The organism is Pseudomonas sp. C9-3 (genome assembly GCF_032392015.1).
Taxonomy (GTDB): Bacteria; Pseudomonadota; Gammaproteobacteria; order Pseudomonadales; family Pseudomonadaceae; genus Pseudomonas; species Pseudomonas nitroreducens.
The window spans coordinates 1,707,802-1,724,879 of record NZ_CP135919.1; the positions used below are offsets into that span (position 1 = coordinate 1,707,802).

The 17,078-nt window shown below is 65.3% G+C and carries 14 protein-coding genes; 13 read left to right on the forward strand and 1 reads right to left on the reverse strand.

Annotated elements, in window-relative coordinates:
* Positions 1-28: 28 nt before the first annotated feature.
* The 7 genes from RS899_RS07805 (at position 29) to RS899_RS07835 (ending at position 10,427) form a co-directional block, all read left to right on the forward strand.
* On the forward strand, positions 29-4,336 hold the full coding sequence (locus tag RS899_RS07805; protein ID WP_315809551.1) for a pilus assembly protein: 4,308 nt from the start codon (positions 29-31) through the stop codon (positions 4,334-4,336).
* A gap of 22 nt (positions 4,337-4,358) precedes the next feature.
* Positions 4,359-4,775: a type IV pilin protein gene (locus RS899_RS07810; protein WP_315809552.1), complete on the forward strand. Its 417-nt coding sequence runs from the start codon at positions 4,359-4,361 to the stop codon at positions 4,773-4,775.
* A 221-nt stretch (positions 4,776-4,996) separates the two neighbouring features.
* Positions 4,997-5,950: an AraC family transcriptional regulator gene (locus RS899_RS07815; protein ID WP_233300056.1), complete on the forward strand. Its 954-nt coding sequence runs from the start codon at positions 4,997-4,999 to the stop codon at positions 5,948-5,950.
* Between the two features lie 554 nt (positions 5,951-6,504).
* The gene (benA, locus tag RS899_RS07820; RefSeq protein WP_315809553.1) at positions 6,505-7,872 is read left to right on the forward strand and encodes a benzoate 1,2-dioxygenase large subunit; all 1,368 of its coding nucleotides are present in this window, start codon (positions 6,505-6,507) and stop codon (positions 7,870-7,872) included.
* Positions 7,872-8,357 (forward strand): benzoate 1,2-dioxygenase small subunit, encoded by a 486-nt coding sequence (gene benB / locus RS899_RS07825; protein WP_054907663.1) that lies wholly within the window; start codon positions 7,872-7,874, stop codon positions 8,355-8,357. Before benA ends, benB begins: the two co-directional genes overlap by 1 nt.
* A 154-nt stretch (positions 8,358-8,511) precedes the next feature.
* The gene (gene benC / locus RS899_RS07830; RefSeq protein ID WP_315809554.1) at positions 8,512-9,522 is read left to right on the forward strand and encodes a benzoate 1,2-dioxygenase electron transfer component BenC; all 1,011 of its coding nucleotides are present in this window, start codon (positions 8,512-8,514) and stop codon (positions 9,520-9,522) included.
* 131 nt (positions 9,523-9,653) lie between these two features.
* On the forward strand, positions 9,654-10,427 hold the full coding sequence (locus RS899_RS07835) for a 1,6-dihydroxycyclohexa-2,4-diene-1-carboxylate dehydrogenase (RefSeq protein WP_315809555.1): 774 nt from the start codon (positions 9,654-9,656) through the stop codon (positions 10,425-10,427).
* 18 nt (positions 10,428-10,445) lie between these two features.
* Here RS899_RS07835 and RS899_RS07840 read toward each other — a convergent pair whose 3' ends face one another.
* Positions 10,446-11,318 carry a LysR family transcriptional regulator gene (locus RS899_RS07840; protein WP_315809556.1) on the reverse strand — a complete coding sequence of 291 codons (873 nt, stop codon included), beginning with the start codon at positions 11,316-11,318 and terminating at the stop codon, positions 10,446-10,448.
* 147 nt (positions 11,319-11,465) lie between these two features.
* Between RS899_RS07840 and RS899_RS07845 the strand changes: the two genes are divergently transcribed.
* The 6 genes from RS899_RS07845 (at position 11,466) to pcaF (ending at position 16,992) form a co-directional block, all read left to right on the forward strand.
* Entirely contained in the window at positions 11,466-12,587 is a 1,122-nt protein-coding gene (locus RS899_RS07845; RefSeq protein ID WP_233300051.1) for a muconate cycloisomerase family protein, read from the forward strand.
* Between the two features lie 42 nt (positions 12,588-12,629).
* Positions 12,630-12,920, forward strand: coding sequence for a muconolactone Delta-isomerase (gene catC, locus RS899_RS07850; protein WP_017519458.1), 291 nt, complete (start codon positions 12,630-12,632; stop codon positions 12,918-12,920).
* Between the two features lie 47 nt (positions 12,921-12,967).
* Positions 12,968-13,900, forward strand: a complete 933-nt coding sequence (gene catA, locus RS899_RS07855) for a catechol 1,2-dioxygenase (protein ID WP_315809557.1) — start codon at positions 12,968-12,970, stop codon at positions 13,898-13,900.
* 259 nt (positions 13,901-14,159) lie between these two features.
* A complete protein-coding gene (locus RS899_RS07860) occupies positions 14,160-15,008 on the forward strand; it encodes a CoA transferase subunit A (RefSeq protein ID WP_315809558.1) in 849 nt (282 codons plus the stop codon).
* Positions 15,008-15,790, forward strand: a complete 783-nt coding sequence (locus RS899_RS07865) for a CoA-transferase subunit beta (protein WP_054907656.1) — start codon at positions 15,008-15,010, stop codon at positions 15,788-15,790. Before RS899_RS07860 ends, RS899_RS07865 begins: the two co-directional genes overlap by 1 nt.
* Complete coding sequence (gene pcaF, locus RS899_RS07870; protein ID WP_054907655.1) at positions 15,787-16,992, forward strand: 3-oxoadipyl-CoA thiolase; 1,206 nt, start codon at positions 15,787-15,789, stop codon at positions 16,990-16,992. The genes RS899_RS07865 and pcaF overlap by 4 nt, the downstream gene beginning before the upstream one ends.
* The last annotated feature ends 86 nt before the right edge of the window (positions 16,993-17,078 follow it).

The window sequence follows — 17,078 nt, forward strand, 5'->3', positions numbered from 1 at the left end:
GTTCCGGTCGTACAAGGATGCCGATGCCATGAAGATGCTGCGCGCGACGCTGTTCCTGCTGTTGTCCTGCCTGGCGGTAGCCCAGGCCTGGGGAGCCTCCCTGGCGCAGACGCCACTGTTCGTCAGCAACATCGCCCCACCCATGAACATGCTGGTGGTCGGCCGTGACCAGAAGCTCTACTTCCCGGCCTACAACGATGCCTCCGACATCGACGGCGACGGTCAATTGGATACCTACTACAAGCCCGGCATCGACTACACCGGCTATTTCGACTCCTACAAGTGCTACCTCTACGATGCGCTGAGCGGAGCGTTCACACCGTCCACCACCACGGCCAACAAGAAGTGCGGCAGTGCGCTGGGGCGCTGGAGCGGCGACTACCTCAACTACCTGACCATGTCGCGCCAGGACGTGCTGCGCAAGGTGCTCTACGGGGGCTACCGCTCCACCGACACGACCCTGTCCACCGTGCTCGAGCGCGCCTTCATCCCCAATGACGCGCACAGCTGGGGCAAGGAATACCTGAGCGTGGCCCGCGACGGCTACAACATCGCCGACTACACACCGATCAGCGCGCCCACCAATGGCAAGTACGTGCTCTTCGCCAACACCTCCATCGGCACTGGCACGCTGACCGCCTACAACAGCAGTGCTGTGCCGCGGCTGCGGATCATTACCAGCACTCAGCAGACTCTGGGCACCTATCGCATCTGGGGATGGGTTTCGCGTGAGTCGGCCCAGGGCACCAACACCATCACCAGCACCACCAACAGTGACACAACGATCATCCCGGCCTACGACCTCAATGTGCGGGTGCGGGTCTGCGTGGCGGGGCTGCTGGAAAGCAACTGCACCCAGTACGGCAGCGTCTACAAACCGACCGGCGTGCTGCACGACTACGGCTCGGCGGACAAGATGTACTTCGGCCTGGTCACCGGCACTTACACCAACAACCTGCGCGGCGGGGTAGTGCGCAAGGCAGCCTCGTCCTTCAGCAACGAATACAGCAGTTCCACGGGGCGCTTCCTCACCGATGCCATCACCGGTACCGGTTGCCTCAATGGTCGCTGCTATGTGAACAACAGCGGCATAGTCGCCAACCTCGACCGCCTGGTCTTTTCCGCCGGCTGCACCGATTCCAGCGGCTACAACCTCAATCCGCTGACCAATGGCAAATGCGTCGACTGGGGCAACCCGCTGGGCGAGATGAGCTACGAAACCCTGCGCTACTACGCGGGCAAGGCGCCCAACAGCGCCTATGCCGCCGGCACGGCCGATACCAACCTGGGTCTCTCCAGCCTGACCACCTGGAGCAACCCCTACAGTACCTACCCGTCCTGCACCCGGCCGTTCATGACGCTGATGAGCGACATCAACCCCAGCTACGATTCCGACGTGCCGGGCAGCACGCTCGGCACCGACAGCCGACCGACCACCGATATCGGCTTCGACTTCGCCAGCATCGGCGCCACCCTGTGGAGCCGCGAGGTGGGCGGCAGCGTTTCGGTCAACGTCGGCCAATCGGGCAGCACCAACGACTCTGCGCCCACCGCCAAGACCGCCAGCAGTTTCGCCACCATCCGCGGCCTGGCGGAGGAACCGACCCGGCAGGGCAGCTATGTGGCTTCCGCGGTGTCCTATTTCGGCAGCCAGAATGTCCTTACCACCGCCGGTTCGAACAAGGTGCAGAGCTTTTCCATCGCGCTGTCCTCGACCCTGCCCTATATCCGCATCAAGACCAGCAAGGGCACCCTGCGCCTGGTGCCCTTCAGCATGAACGTCAGCCAGGGGGTGGTCAGCCAGATCACTGGGTTCTACGTCGACACCCTGGCCCGCGACAGCGCCGGCAACCTCACCTCCATCACCTTCCGCGTGGTCTACGACGATTCGGCCCAGGGCCGCGACTACGACATGGACGCCATCGTGCTCTACACAGTGACGGCCAAGGGCGACGGCACCGTGGACGTGACCAGTCAGACCGAATACTCGGTGGCCGGGGACGAATCGCACATGGGCTATACCATGGCCGGCACCACCAAGGACGGCGTGTACCTGGAGGTCACCGGCGGCGGCAGCGGTAGCACCCGCTACAAGCTCGACACCCCCGACGGCCGATCCCCCGGCGATTGCTCCTCCATCACCTGTGCCCTGTTGCCTGGCCTGAGTGGCAGCAGTGGGGCACTCAGCGGCAATCGCCTGGCCTATCACACGCGCAATTTCACGCCCTCGGCGACCACCGCCGTGACCACCCTGCAGGACCCGCTGTGGTATGCCGCCAAGTACGGCAAGACCGACCTCAACAGCTGGGATCGCGATGGCGACGGCGTGCCGGACAACTATTTCCTGGTCAGCGACCCGAGCCAACTGGCAGCCCAGCTGAAATCGGCGTTCGACGATATCCTCCAGCTCAACACCTCGGTCACTTCCGTGGCGGTCGACTCGCAGTCCCTGGACAGTGGCCAGTACGTCTACGGCACCAGCTTCACCTCCAGTGACTGGACTGGCGACGTGGTGAAGCGGCAGAAGACACGCACCGGCACCTCGGCCACCAGCACCGTCGTCTGGCGTGCCTCTGCACAGTTGGGTGCGCCCGGTTCACGCAACATCCTGTTCGCCAAGTCCGGCGCGCTCACGGCGTTCAACTGGGGCAACCTGACTACCGCCCAGCAGACCCAGCTCAACCGCACCGTGACAGGTGTGGTCGATAGCCAGGGGCAGGCGCGCGTCGGTTTCCTGCGTGGCGAGAACAGTACCTTCCGCACCCGTGCCTCGCTGATCGGCGACATCATCAACTCCTCGCCGGCGCTGGTCAGTGGCAGCGACTACCTGGTGTCTCGCGCCGACGCCCTCGAGGGCACCACCAAATACGCTGCCTACGCCACCGTCCAGGCAGGCAAGCCGGCAGCCGTCTACGTCGGCGCCAATGACGGCATGCTGCATGCCTTCAACGCCGGCACTGGCGCCGAGCTCTTCGCCTTCATTCCCAGCGCGGTGATCCCCAACCTCAACGCGCTCACCGCCACCGACTACGGGAAGAACCAGGGCACCGAGCACCGATACTTCGTCGACGGCAGTCCCGTGGTTGCCGACGTCTACTACGGCGCCGACTGGCACAAGGTACTGGTCGGCAGCCTGGGGGGCGGTGGGCGCGAAGTCTTCGCCCTCGACGTCAGCGACCCGGCCGCGCCAAAGCTGCTCTGGGAATTCACCAGCGACAACGACAGCAGCCTGGGTTACACCGCTGCGCGCCCGACCATCGCCCGTCTGCACAACGGCAAGTGGGTGGCGCTGGTGCCCAATGGCTATGACACCGGCAGCAGTACCGCCTCGCTGCTGATCATCGATATCCAGACCGGCACGCTGCTGCGAAAGATCACTGCCACGCCGAGCTTGACCGCCGCTGAAACGGCCGGGCTGGATGCCCTGAGCAACGGCCTCTCGCGTCTGTTCGTCGCCGACGTCAACAGCGACGGCATCGCCGACTACGCCTACGGCGGCGACTTGCTGGGCAACCTCTGGCGCTTCGACCTGATCGATACTGCCGTGGCCGACCCGCTCAACTCGACGGCCGCTGAAGCGCGCTATGGCGTGTCCTTCGGCGGCAGCCCGCTGTACGTCGCGCGCAACGCCGACGGCACGCGCCAGCCGATCACTGCTGCGCCGTCGCTGCTGGAGCATCCCGGTGGCATTGGCTACATCGTCACCTTCGGCACAGGGCGCTATCTGGTCACCGCCGACAAGACCTCCACCGGCGTGCAGAGCCTTTACGGCATCTGGGACCGCAAGACTGCCGGCGAGGCCACTGCTACATCGCTGACGGGCGCGCGCACCCGCAGCAGCCTGCAGGCGCAGACCCTCAGCGCTACCACCGCCAATGGCGCGACGACCTACAGCCTCAGCACCAACGCCGTGGCCTGGTACGACACCTCGGGCAATACCGCCGATGCCAACGTCAACAAGTGGGGCTGGTACTTCGACTTCACCCAGAGCGGCGAGCGCCTGATCTACGACATGACGCTGTATGGATCGAGCATCATCCTCAGCACCATCACGCCACAGACCGGAACCTGCACGGCAGGGCTTTCCGGCACCGTCTACGCGGTGAACCCGGAGTCGGGCGCCCGTACCGATTACAACGTCTTCGACCTCAATGGCGACGGCACTTTCGACAGCCTCTCGGGCTTCATCACCGGCGGGGGCGATATCACCCTGTCCGGCGGCTACACCTGGGGCAACTCGGATACCCCCAACAATACCCTGGACGGCATCAGCACCAATCTCGGCAGCGTGAGCGGAAGGCGCACCTGGCAGGTGCAGCCGGCCAACCCCAACTGACGCCAGGCGAAGGAGTAGGGCGATGACAAAGATACGGCGGCCGATGCACGGTTTTACCCTGATCGAACTGATGATCACGGTGGTGATAGTGGCCATCCTCGCCGCGGTCGCGTTCCCCAGTTACCAGCGTTACGTGCTGCGCAGCCATCGTGTCGAAGGCCAGGCATTGCTCAGCGAGGCGGCCGCCCGCCAGGAGCGCTACTACACGCAGAACAACGCCTATGCCAGTAATGCTGGCGCACTGAACATGACCAGCTACGTCAACGGACTGCAGTACTACAGCCTGGCGATTTCCAATGTCACTGCCACCAGCTACACGCTCACTGCCACTGCCAAGGGAGCCCAGGCCAAGGACAGCGAGTGCCTCTCCCTGATCCTCGACCAGGCCGGTACCCGCAGCAATACCGGCACGGGAACCGGCACCACTTGTTGGCAATGAGTGGTTAACGAAAGCGGGCGATTGGCGAACACTGCACCACAGGTCGAATTGCGCCCAGCGGGGAGGGTCCCTAGGGTGGGACGCAGACGCGGGCCTGCCGTCGCCCTGAACCGCCCGCGCGACCGCCCATCTCCGCTACTGCCCATGCCTTGGGCCACGGCATAGACTGGGCACACGAGCCGCGCCGAAGAGCGCGGCCAACCACAAGAGTGAGTGCCTGTATGCAAAGCCTGCTGAGCGAGCGCAGCCGCGTGTTCGAGCGCGCTGATCCCTATGCGGTATCCGGCTACGTCAACCAGCATGTGGGCACCCACGACCTGCGCCTGCCGGCGCACGGTCATCCCCAGGCCAGCCTCAACCACCGCCGCTTCGCCAGCCTCGACCTTTGCCGTATCAGCTATGGCGGTGCGGTGCGCGTCACCTCGCCGGCGTTGGAAAGCATCTTCCATCTGCAGATTCTCCTCAGCGGCCACTGCCTTTGGCGCGGCCAGCGGCAGGAGCATTACCTGGCGCCGGGCGAGCTGCTGCTGATCAACCCGGATGATCCGGTCGACCTGACCTACTCGGACGACTGCGAGAAATTCATCCTGAAGATTCCGGTGACCCTGCTCGAAGCCATCTGCGCCGAGCAGCGCTGGAACGCACCGCGCGGTGGCGTGCGCTTCACCGAGAATCGCTACCGGCTGGGCGAACTGGAAGGCTTCGTGAACCTGTTGTCGATGGTCTGCCAGGAGTCCGAAGCTGGCGAACGTCTGGCTCGGGTGGACGAGCACTACCAGCAGATTGTCGCCAGCAAGCTGCTGACCCTGTTGAAGACCAATGTCAGTCGCGAGCCCATCGCTGGCGGCAGCGCCTCCTTCGAGCGCATCGAGGCGTACATCGAAGGCCACCTGCGTGAGGACATCGATGTCGAAGCCCTGGCGCGCCAGGCGTCCATGAGCCTGCGCTCGTTGTACGCGCTGTTCGAGCGCCAGGCCGGCACCACGCCGCGGCAATATATCCGCCGGCTCAAGCTGGAGCGTATTCGCTCGTGCCTGGCGGACCCGGCGTGCAATGTCCGCAGCGTGACCGAGCTGGCGCTGGACTATGGCTTCCTGCACCTGGGGCGGTTTGCCGAGGGGTATCGGCAGCAGTTTGGCGAGTTGCCTTCGGAAACTTTCAAGCGTCGCACCTGAGCCGTTCCTGCTGGTTAGCCTTGGTTCCAAGATTGGATTGGTGTGCCGTTTGGGCGTCCTGCGCCGCATCGGCGTGCACTCGGACTCTTCGTTTCGCCCCCTCGGGCGAGTCACTTTGGCAAACGACGGATGGCCGCCCCGCCCAAAGTAACCAAAGGTCTTGCCCCGGTTTCGCTTAGGCGAAAAATTCCCTCGTTGAAGCGCAGTTTCAGGGGCCCGAACTAGGCGTCCCCCCACGAAGGGCCATCCCTGGCCCATCGCGGCTCTCGCGACATCCATGTCGCTCAACCCCTGAAACTGCGCTTCAACGAGGCCTCCTGAACGGGGCCGTTCGGAGTGCTCGGAAGTCGCTCTGGAAGCCCTCAAGAGCACACAGAGGCAGCCCCTGCCTGTAGGAGCGAGCTTGCTCGCGAATCCTGTGCCACAAATCAAGGGCATCCGCTCACCAGCACGCCTGCACAAAACGGATAGCACTCTGCACAAAGCGGATATTGCCCCCGCGTACCCAGCCCTAACCTGAGCCTGCCTGAACAATAACAACGGAGGCCCTGGCCATGTCCCTGGGTATCGACTACTTGCGTTCACTGCTTGAGGAAGACCCCGCGAAGGGCGTCTACCGCTGCCGCCGGGAAATGTTCACCGACCCGCGCCTGTTCGACCTGGAGATGACCCACCTCTTCGAAGGCAACTGGGTCTACCTCGCCCATGAAAGCCAGATCCCCGAGAAGAATGACTTCCTGACGACCATGATCGGTCGCCAGTCGATCTTCATCGCGCGCAACAAGGACGGTGTGCTCAATGCCTTCCTCAACGCCTGCAGCCACAAGGGCGCCATGCTCTGCCGGCACAAGTCCGGCAACCGCTCCAGCTACACCTGCCCGTTCCACGGCTGGACCTTCAACAACTCCGGCAAGCTGCTCAAGGTCAAGGACCCGGCCGAGGCCGGCTACCCGGAAGGCTTCAACTGCGAAGGCTCCCACGACCTGACGAAGGTCGCGCGCTTCGAGTCCTACCGTGGCTTCCTCTTCGGCAGCCTGAAGGCCGACGTCAAGCCGCTGGTGGAGCATCTGGGCGAGTCAGCGAAGATCATCGACATGATCGTCGACCAGTCCCCCGAAGGCCTGGAAGTGCTGCGCGGATCGAGCAGCTACATCTACGAGGGCAACTGGAAACTTACCGCCGAGAACGGCGCCGACGGCTATCACGTCAGTTCCGTGCACTGGAACTACGCCGCCACCCAGAGCCAGCGTCAGCAGCGTGAAGCCGGCGAGGAAGTGAAGACCATGAGCGCCGGTGGCTGGGCCAAGCATGGTGGCGGTTTCTACTCCTTCGACCACGGCCACCTGCTGCTCTGGAGCCGCTGGGCCAACCCCGAGGCGCGCCCGGCCTTCGAGCGCCGCGACGAGCTGGCCCGCGACCACGGCCGTGCCCGCGCCGACTGGATGATCGAGAACTCGCGCAACCTCTGCCTGTACCCCAACGTCTACCTGATGGACCAGTTCAGCTCGCAGATCCGCATCGCCCGGCCCATCGACGTCAACCGCACCGAGATCACCATCTACTGCATCGCGCCCAAGGGTGAGAGCAGCGAGGCGCGCGCCCAGCGCATCCGCCAGTACGAGGACTTCTTCAACGTCAGCGGCATGGCCACGCCGGACGATCTGGAGGAATTCCGCTCCTGCCAGCAGGCCTACCAGGGCAGTGCGGGTGGCTGGAACGACATGTCGCGCGGAGCGAAGCACTGGATCGAGGGCGCGGACGAGGCCGCACGGGAAATCGACCTGGCGCCGGCGCTGTCCGGGGTGCGCACCGAGGATGAAGGCTTGTTCGTGCTGCAGCACCAGTACTGGCAGCAGACCATGATCGACGCACTGGCCACCGAGCAGGCCAATCGCATCGCACTGAAAGAGGAGGGCGTGTGATGAGCCGCTACGAAACCGTGCGCGATTTCCTCTACCGCGAAGCGCGCTACCTCGACGACAAGGACTGGGACGCCTGGCTGGAGCTGTACGCCGCCGACGCCTCCTTCTGGATGCCTTCCTGGGACGACCGCGACCAACTCACCGAAGACCCGCAGCGGGAGATTTCGCTGATCTGGTACGGCAGCCGTGGCGGCCTGGAAGACCGCGTGTTCCGCATCAGGACCGAGCGTTCCAGCGCGACCCTGCCCGATACCCGCACCTCGCACAACCTCAGCAACATCGAGGTGCTGAGCGAGGCGGATGGCCTGTGCCAGGTGCGTTTCAACTGGCACACCCTGAGCTTCCGCTACAAGACCGTCGACAGCTACTTCGGCACCAGTTTCTACACGCTCGACGTGCTTGGCGAGCAGCCGCTGGTGAAGGCCAAGAAGGTCGTGCTGAAGAACGATTACGTCAGGCAAGTCATCGACATCTACCACATCTGAAAAACACGGCATGAAGCTACTGCGCTTGCCCGTGCTGCGTTGGAGAACGGTCCGTAATGCTCATTCACTAGAGTGAACTGCGCTTCCGAACCGTCCTCCGCCTTGCCCGGCCTGCGCTCGCGACGCTTCAAGCCGCGTTTTTGAGGCGAATGAAATGAACAAGATCGCACTCAACTTCGAAGACGGCGTTACCCGCTTCATCGACGCCAGCCCCAACGAAACCGTGGCCGATGCGGCCTACCGCCAGGGCATCAACATCCCGCTGGATTGCCGCGACGGCGCCTGCGGCACTTGCAAGTGCTTCGCCGAGACCGGCCGCTACGACCTGGGCCAGGAATACATCGAAGATGCCCTGACCGAGGACGAAGCCGAGAAGGGCTATGTGCTCACCTGCCAGATGCGTGCGCAAAGCGATTGCGTGGTGCGCGTGCCGGCATCGTCGCAAGTCTGCAAGACCGCCCAGGCCAGCTTCGAGGCCAGCATCAGTGCCGTGCGCCAACTGTCCGAAAGCACCATCGCGTTGTCGATCCAGGGCGAGGCGCTGAGCAAGCTCGCCTTCCTGCCGGGGCAGTACGTCAATCTGCAGGTGCCGGGCAGCGAACAGAGCCGCGCCTACTCCTTCAGCTCGCTGCAGAAGGATGGCGAGGTGAGCTTCCTGATCCGCAATGTGCCGGGCGGGCTGATGAGCAGCTTCCTCACCGGATTGGCGAAAGCCGGCGACAGCATGACCCTGGCCGGTCCGCTGGGCAGCTTCTACCTGCGCGAGATCAAGCGGCCGCTGCTTCTGCTGGCCGGCGGCACTGGCCTGGCGCCCTTCACCGCGATGCTGGAGCAGATCGCCGAGCGTGGCAGCGAGTATCCGCTGCACCTGATCTACGGCGTCACCCATGACTTCGATCTGGTGGAGCTGGATCGCCTGGAAGCCTTCGCCGTGCGCATTCCCAACTTCACCTGGAGCGCCTGCGTGGCCAGCCCCCAGAGCAGCTACCCGCGCAAGGGCTACGTCACCCAGCACATCACGCCGGCGCACCTGAACGATGGCGAAGTGGACATCTACCTCTGCGGGCCGCCGCCGATGGTCGAGGCGGTCAGCCAGTACATCCGAGAACAGGGCATCACTCCGGCGAATTTCTACTACGAGAAGTTCGCCGCCAGCGCTGCCTGATTCCCGACAACCCACGCGGGGCGGCTCTTCGTAGGAGCGAGCTTGCTCGCGAACAGCTTCGCAGCGGGGCTTTGGTTCGCGAGCAAGCGCGCTCCAACAGGTTGTGCTCGCCTCAGTGCCATGAGGTCACCATGAAAAGATTCAACAACAAGATCGCCCTCGTCACCGGCGCCGCCCAGGGCATCGGCCGTCGCGTCGCCGAACGACTGGTGGAAGAGGGCGCGAAGGTCATCGCCGTGGACCGCTCCGAGATCGTCCACGAACTGCAGGACGCCCTCGGCCAGCACGGAGAAATCCTCACCCTGACCGCGGACCTGGAGCGCTTTGCCGACTGCCAGGGCGTGGTCGATCAGGCACACGAACGCTTCGGCCGCCTCGACATCCTGGTCAACAACGTCGGTGGCACCATTTGGGCGAAACCCTTCGAGCACTACGCCGAAGAGGAGATCGAAGCCGAGGTGCGTCGCTCGCTGTTCCCCACCCTGTGGTGCTGCCGCGCGGCGCTGGTGCCGATGCTGGAGCAGGGTGCGGGCGCCATCGTCAACGTCTCGTCCATCGCCACCCGTGGGGTGAACCGCGTGCCCTACGGCGCGGCGAAAGGCGGGGTGAACGCGCTGACCGCCTGCCTGGCCTTCGAGACCGCCGAGCGCGGCGTGCGGGTGAACGCCACCGCGCCCGGCGGCACCGAGGCGCCGCCCCGGCGCATTCCGCGCAATGCGGCACAGCAGAGCGAAGCAGAGAAAACCTGGTACCAGCAGATCGTCGACCAGACCGTCAGCAGCAGCCTGATGAAGCGCTACGGGACTATCGACGAGCAGGTGGGGGCGATTCTCTTCCTCGCCTCCGACGAAGCCAGCTACATCACCGGCGTGACCCTGCCGGTGGGTGGCGGCGACCTGGGCTGAGGCGCCGCCATGCTCCGCTCACGGCAGTTTCGCGCCGATCAGCTGCAGGCAGCGTTGCAGCGGTGCGCTGACATCGCCCCGGCGCAGGCTGAGGATGATCGGCGAGACTGCCTCGGCATCGGTCAGCGTGGCGTAGCCGATATCGGCACGGTGCTGTTGTTGCACCGACGCCGGCACCAGCGCCACGCCAAGGCCAGCGGCGACCAGGCCGATGGCGGTCTGCAATTCGTTGGTCCACTGCGCAATACGCACGCTCAGGCCGTGATTGGCGAACAGCGCCAGCACATGGTCGGCGTAGCTGGGGCGTGGGTTGGCGGGGTAGAGCACGAAGTCCTCGCCGGCCAGCTGCTCCAGGCTCACTGGGTGACCCAGCAGACGGTGTCCGGCGGGCAGCACGGCGACCATCGGCTCCTCACGCAGGACGATCTGGCTGATCGCCGGGTCGTCGATGCGGATGCGCCCGAAGCCGATGTCGATGCGCCCGCTTTTCAGCGCCTCGACCTGCTGCACCGTGGTCATTTCCTGCAAACCCAACTCCAGCCCGGCATCGCTGCGCAGCTCGCGGATCAGCTCGGGCAGGCCGTCGTACAGCGTCGACGGCGCGAAACCGATGCCGAACCACTGGCGCTCGCCCAGGCCGATGCGCCGGGTGCTTTCGCAGATGCCCTCCAGCTGCGCCAGCAGGGTGCCGGTCTGCTCGTGGAAGTAGCGCCCGGCGTCGGTCAGGCGCAGCGGCCGGCCGCGTTCCAGCAAGGGTACGCCGAGCAGCTCCTCAAGCTGCTGGATCTGCCGGCTCAGCGGCGGCTGGGCGATGTGCAGGCGCTCGGCGGCGCGGGTGAAGTTGAGGGTGCCGGCCACTTCGCGGAAGTAGCGCAGGTGTCGCAGCTCCATGATACCTCCAGGGTATGCACAAGACGGCATCGATATTGGACTGGCCGCAGGCCCCGGCGCAATCCTTCTTGAATCGCGAAAAGACCCTCCGGGTATCGCCAGCTGGCAGCCCGGCCACTTCAGAAATAGCAGAACGGAACGCCGTCCATGAGTAGCCCCGTCATCGAACGCATCGAGTCGATCATCGTCGACCTGCCGACCATCCGCCCGCACAAGCTGGCCATGCACACCATGCAGCGGCAGACGCTGGTGATCATCCGCCTGCGCTGCTCCGACGGCGTCGAAGGCATCGGCGAAGCCACTACCATCGGTGGCCTGGCCTACGGCAACGAGAGCCCGGAAAGCATCAAGGCCAACATCGACGCGCACTTCGCGCCGCTGCTGCAGGGCCAGGACGCGAGCAACATCAACGCGTGCATGCAGCGCCTGGACAAGTCGATCAAGGGCAACACCTTCGCCCGCTCCGGCATCGAGAGCGCGCTGCTGGACGCCCAGGGCAAGCGCCTTGGCCTGCCGGTCAGCGAGCTGCTCGGCGGCCGCGTGCGCGACAGCCTGGAAGTGGCCTGGACCCTGGCCTCCGGCGACACCGCCCGCGACATCGCCGAAGCCGAACAGATGCTGGAGATCCGCCGCCACCGCATCTTCAAGCTGAAGATCGGCGCCAACCCGCTGGAGCAGGACCTCAAGCACGTGGTGGCGATCAAGAAGGCCCTGGGCGAGCGCGCCAGCGTGCGCGTGGACGTCAACCAGGGTTGGGATGAATCCCAGGCCATCCGCGGCTGCCAGGTGCTCGGCGAGAACGGCATCGACCTGATCGAACAGCCCATCTCGCGCATCAACCGCAGCGGCCAGGTGCGCCTGAACCAGCGCAGCCCGGCACCGATCATGGCCGACGAATCCATCGAGAGCGTGGCCGACGCCTTCAGTCTCGCCGCCGACGGCGCAGCCAGCATCTTCGCCCTGAAGATCGCCAAGAACGGCGGCCCGCGCGCTGTGCTGCGTACCGCGCAGATTGCAGAGGCGGCGGGCATCGCGCTGTACGGCGGGACCATGCTCGAAGGCGCGGTCGGCACGCTGGCCTCGGCCCACGCCTTCATCACCCTGGAAAAACTCACCTGGGCCACCGAGCTGTTCGGCCCGCTGCTGCTCACCGAGGAAATCGTTACCGAAGCGCCGGTGTACCGCGACTTCCAGTTGCACGTGCCGCGCACACCCGGCCTGGGCCTGACCCTGGACGAAGAGCGCCTGGCGCGCTTCCGCCGCACCTGACTTTCAACCTGTTCCCGACTGCCCGATAGAGGAGATGACCCGATGCTGTTCCACGTGAAGATGACCGTGAAATTGCCCGTCGACATGGACCCGGCCAAGGCCGCCCAGCTCAAGGCCGACGAGAAGGAACTGGCCCAGCGCCTGCAGCGCGAGGGCAAGTGGCGCCACCTCTGGCGCATCGCCGGGCACTACGCCAACTACAGCGTGTTCGACCTCGCCAGTGTCGAGGAGCTGCACGACACCCTGATGCAGCTGCCGCTGTTCCCCTACATGGACATCGAGGTCGACGGGCTCTGCCGCCATCCGTCCTCGATCCATTCCGACGACCGCTGACAGTCGCTCCGTACGACTCAACAAGAACAAGACTTGAGGATCGCACCATGACCGTGAAGATTTCCCAGACTGCCGATATCCAGACCTTCTTCGAAGAAGCCAGCGGCGCCCTGAACGATGCCGGCAACCCGCGCGTGAAGAACCTCGTCCTGCGCATCCTGCAGGACACCGCGAAGCTCATCGAAGACATGAACGTCACCCCCGACGAGTTCTGGAAAGCCGTGGACTACCTCAACCGCCTCGGCGCTCGCCAGGAAGCCGGCCTGGTGGTCGCCGGCCTGGGCATCGAGCATTATCTCGACCTGCTGCTGGACGCCCAGGACGCTGCTGTCGGCATCGAAGGCGGCACCCCGCGCACCATCGAAGGCCCGCTGTACGTGGCCGGTGCGCCGCTGTCCGAAGGCGAAGCGCGGATGGATGACGGAAAAGATGCCGGCACCGTGATGTTCCTCTCCGGCCGCGTATTCGACCTCGACGGCAAGCCGCTGGCTGGCGCCGTAGTCGACCTCTGGCACGCCAACACCAACGGCACCTACTCGTACTTCGACAGCACCCAGTCCGAGTACAACCTGCGCCGCCGCATCGTCACCGACGCCGAAGGCCGCTACCAAGCCCGCAGCATCGTGCCCAGCGGCTACGGCTGCCCGCCGGACGGCCCGACCCAGGAGCTGCTGAACCAGCTCGGCCGCCACGGCCAGCGCCCGGCGCACATCCACTTCTTCATCTCCGCGCCGGGGCATCGCCACCTGACCACGCAGATCAACCTGGCCGGCGACCAGTACCTGTGGGACGACTTCGCCTACGCCACCCGCGACGGGCTGATCGGCGAGGTGCGTTTCGTCGAGGACGCAGCCGCTGCCAGGGCACGCGGCGTGGAAGGGCGCTTCGCCGAGATCGAGTTCGATTTCCAGCTGCAGCAGGCGGTTTCCGCCGATGCCGAGGACCGCAGCAACCGCCCCCGCGCGCTGCAGCAAGCCTGAAACCTGTAGGAGCGAGCTTGCTCGCGAACGGATTCCCCGGCCGCTCCAGCGCTGGGCGGGTTCGCGAGCAAGCTCGCTCCTACAAAAGACCGCGCCTCCCGCAGACTCGCTCAAGTGGCAATCCTTACTCCCAGAGCAGCCGTTAGCCCCCTAAGAGAAGTGTTCGATATTCGCACCAATAGTCGATTATCGCATTGTTCGTCCATCCCCCCGGCGGTACCTTTTTCCCACCCGCACCACCCTTACAACGAGACCGACCATGGCTGAACTCCTGACTCTCCGCGAAGCGGTCGAGCGCTTCGTCAACGACGGCGATACCGTCGCGCTCGAAGGCTTCACCCACCTGATCCCGACCGCCGCTTCCCACGAGCTGATCCGCCAGGGCAAGAAAGACCTGCACCTGGTACGCATGACGCCCGACCTGGTCTACGACCTGCTGATCGGCGCCGGCTGCGTGCGCAAGCTGACTTTCTCCTGGGGTGGCAACCCCGGCGTCGGTTCGCTGCACCGCCTGCGTGACGCGGTGGAGAAGGGCTGGCCGCGCGAACTGGAGATCGACGAACACAGCCACGCCGACCTCGCCAACTCCTACGTCGCCGGCGCCTCGGGCCTGCCGTTCGCCGTGCTGCGCGCCTACGCCGGTTCCGACCTGCCGAAGGTCAACCCGAACATCAAGTTCATCAACTGCCCGTTCACCGGCGAGCAACTGGCCGCCGTGCCTTCGGTTCGCCCGGACGTCACCGTGATCCACGCGCAGAAGGCCGACCGCAAGGGCAACGTGCTGCTGTGGGGCATCCTCGGCGTGCAGAAGGAGGCCGCCCTGGCCGCCAAGCGCTGCATTGTCACCGTGGAAGAAATCGTCGACGACCTGAACGCGCCGATGAACTCCTGCGTGCTGCCGACCTGGGCACTGTCCGCCGTCTGCCACGTGCCCGGCGGCTCGCACCCGTCCTACGCCCACGGCTACTCCGAGCGTGACAACCGCTTCTACCAGGCCTGGGACCCGATCGCCCGTGACCGCGACACCTTCAACGCCTGGATCGATACCTACATCCGCGGCACCAAGGATTTTGCCGAGTTCCAGACCAAGCTCGCGGAGGCCAACTGATGAGCGCCTACAGCACCAATGAAATGATGACCGTGGCCGCCGCCCGCCGCCTGAAGAACGGCGCCGTCTGCTTCGTCGGCATCGGCCTGCCGTCCAAGGCCGCCAACCTCGCGCGCCTGACCGCGTCCCCTGACGTGGTCCTGATCTACGAATCCGGCCCCATCGGCGCCAAGCCCAGCGTGCTGCCGCTGTCCATCGGCGACGGCGAACTGGCCGAGACCGCCGACACCGTGGTGCCCACCGGCGAAATCTTCCGCTACTGGCTGCAGGGCGGGCGCATCGACGTCGGCTTCCTCGGCGCGGCCCAGGTCGATCGCTTCGGCAATATCAACACCACCGTCATCGGCGACTACAACAAGCCGAAGGTGCGCCTGCCGGGCGCCGGCGGGGCACCGGAGATTGCCGGTTCCGCCAAGGAAGTGCTGATCATCCTCAAGCAGTCGCACCGCACCTTCGTCGACAAGCTGGCTTTCGTTACCTCGGTCGGCTTCGGCGAGGGCGGCGACCACCGCCAGCAATTGGGCCTTCCCGGAAAAGGCCCGGTGGCGATCATCACCGACCTGTGCATCATGGAACCGGAAGCCGGCAGCAACGAATTCATCGTCACCTCGCTGCACCCGGGCGTGACCCGCGAGCAGGTGGTCGAGAACACCGGCTGGGCGATCCGCTTCGCCGAGCAGGTGAGCGAAACCGTCGCCCCGAACGAGATCGAACTGACCGCCCTGCGTGCCCTGGAAGCTCGCACTGCCGCCGCCCACGGTCAGCTGGGAGGTGAGGAATGAGCCGCGATGTCTTCATCTGCGACGCCGTGCGCACGCCCATCGGCCGCTTCGGCGGCTCGCTGGCCGGTGTGCGCGCCGACGACCTCGCCGCCGTGCCGGTGAAGGCGCTGGTGGAGCGCAATCCGCAGGTCGACTGGGCCGCTCTGGACGAGGTCTACCTCGGCTGCGCCAACCAGGCCGGCGAGGACAACCGCAACGTCGCGCGCATGGCGCTGCTGCTGGCGGGCCTGCCGGAGAGCGTGCCGGGCGTGACCCTCAACCGTCTCTGCGCCTCGGGCCTGGACGCGGTAGGCACCGCCTTCCGCGCCATCGCCAGTGGTGAGGCCGAACTGGTCATCGCCGGCGGCGTGGAGTCCATGTCTCGTGCGCCCTACGTGATGGGCAAGGCCGACAGCGCCTTTGGTCGTGGCCAGAAGATCGAAGACACCACCATCGGCTGGCGCTTCATCAACCCGCTGATGAAGGCGCAGTACGGTGTGGACGCCATGCCGCAGACCGCCGACAACGTGGCCGACGATTACAACGTCAACCGCGCCGACCAGGATGCCTTCTCCCTGCGCAGCCAGCAGCGTGCCGGCATCGCCCAGGCCAACGGTTACTTCGCCGAGGAAATCGTCCCGGTGGTGATCAAGGGTCGCAAGGGCGAGACCGTGGTCGACACCGACGAGCATCCGCGCCCGGATACCACCCTGGAAGCGCTGGCCAAGCTCAAGCCGGTCAACGGCGAAGGCAAGACCGTCACCGCCGGCAACGCCTCGGGCGTCAACGACGGCGCCGTGGCGCTGATCATCGCCAGTGCCGAAGCGGTGAAGAAACACGGCCTGACGCCGCGTGCGAAAGTACTCGGCATGGCCAGCGCCGGCGTCGCGCCACGGGTGATGGGCATCGGCCCGGTGCCGGCGGTGCGCAAGCTGCTGGAGCGCCTGAATCTGTCGATGGATCAGTTCGATGTCATCGAGCTGAATGAAGCCTTTGCTGCACAGGGGCTGGCAGTCACTCGTGATCTCGGCGTCGCCGATGACGACGCGCGGGTGAATCCCAACGGCGGCGCCATCGCCCTCGGTCACCCGCTGGGCGCCAGCGGGGCACGGCTGGTGCTGACAGCGGTGCATCAGTTGCAGAAGTCTGGTGGCAAGCTCGGCCTGTGCACCATGTGTGTGGGCGTCGGGCAGGGCGTGGCGCTGGTCGTCGAGCGGGTGTGATTCGCTCAGCCGTGTAGGGCGCATAACCTGGAACAGGTTATCCGCCGGTTCCCATTCGGCGGATAACGCTGGCGCGTTATTCGCCC

What these genes read in the sequence shown, in the direction of transcription:
- catA (WP_315809557.1), top strand. Translation starts at nt 12,968, where the DNA reads ATGACCGTGAAGATTTCCCAGACTGCCGATATCCAGACCTTCTTCGAA.
- benB (WP_054907663.1), top strand. Translation starts at nt 7,872, where the DNA reads ATGAGCCGCTACGAAACCGTGCGCGATTTCCTCTACCGCGAAGCGCGC.
- RS899_RS07860 (WP_315809558.1), top strand. Translation starts at nt 14,160, where the DNA reads ATGGCTGAACTCCTGACTCTCCGCGAAGCGGTCGAGCGCTTCGTCAAC.
- RS899_RS07810 (WP_315809552.1), top strand. Translation starts at nt 4,359, where the DNA reads ATGACAAAGATACGGCGGCCGATGCACGGTTTTACCCTGATCGAACTG.
- RS899_RS07835 (WP_315809555.1), top strand. Translation starts at nt 9,654, where the DNA reads ATGAAAAGATTCAACAACAAGATCGCCCTCGTCACCGGCGCCGCCCAG.
- RS899_RS07805 (WP_315809551.1), top strand. Translation starts at nt 29, where the DNA reads ATGAAGATGCTGCGCGCGACGCTGTTCCTGCTGTTGTCCTGCCTGGCG.
- catC (WP_017519458.1), top strand. Translation starts at nt 12,630, where the DNA reads ATGCTGTTCCACGTGAAGATGACCGTGAAATTGCCCGTCGACATGGAC.
- RS899_RS07865 (WP_054907656.1), top strand. Translation starts at nt 15,008, where the DNA reads ATGAGCGCCTACAGCACCAATGAAATGATGACCGTGGCCGCCGCCCGC.
- benA (WP_315809553.1), top strand. Translation starts at nt 6,505, where the DNA reads ATGTCCCTGGGTATCGACTACTTGCGTTCACTGCTTGAGGAAGACCCC.
- RS899_RS07845 (WP_233300051.1), top strand. Translation starts at nt 11,466, where the DNA reads ATGAGTAGCCCCGTCATCGAACGCATCGAGTCGATCATCGTCGACCTG.
- RS899_RS07840 (WP_315809556.1), bottom strand. Translation starts at nt 11,318, where the DNA reads ATGGAGCTGCGACACCTGCGCTACTTCCGCGAAGTGGCCGGCACCCTC.
- pcaF (WP_054907655.1), top strand. Translation starts at nt 15,787, where the DNA reads ATGAGCCGCGATGTCTTCATCTGCGACGCCGTGCGCACGCCCATCGGC.
- benC (WP_315809554.1), top strand. Translation starts at nt 8,512, where the DNA reads ATGAACAAGATCGCACTCAACTTCGAAGACGGCGTTACCCGCTTCATC.
- RS899_RS07815 (WP_233300056.1), top strand. Translation starts at nt 4,997, where the DNA reads ATGCAAAGCCTGCTGAGCGAGCGCAGCCGCGTGTTCGAGCGCGCTGAT.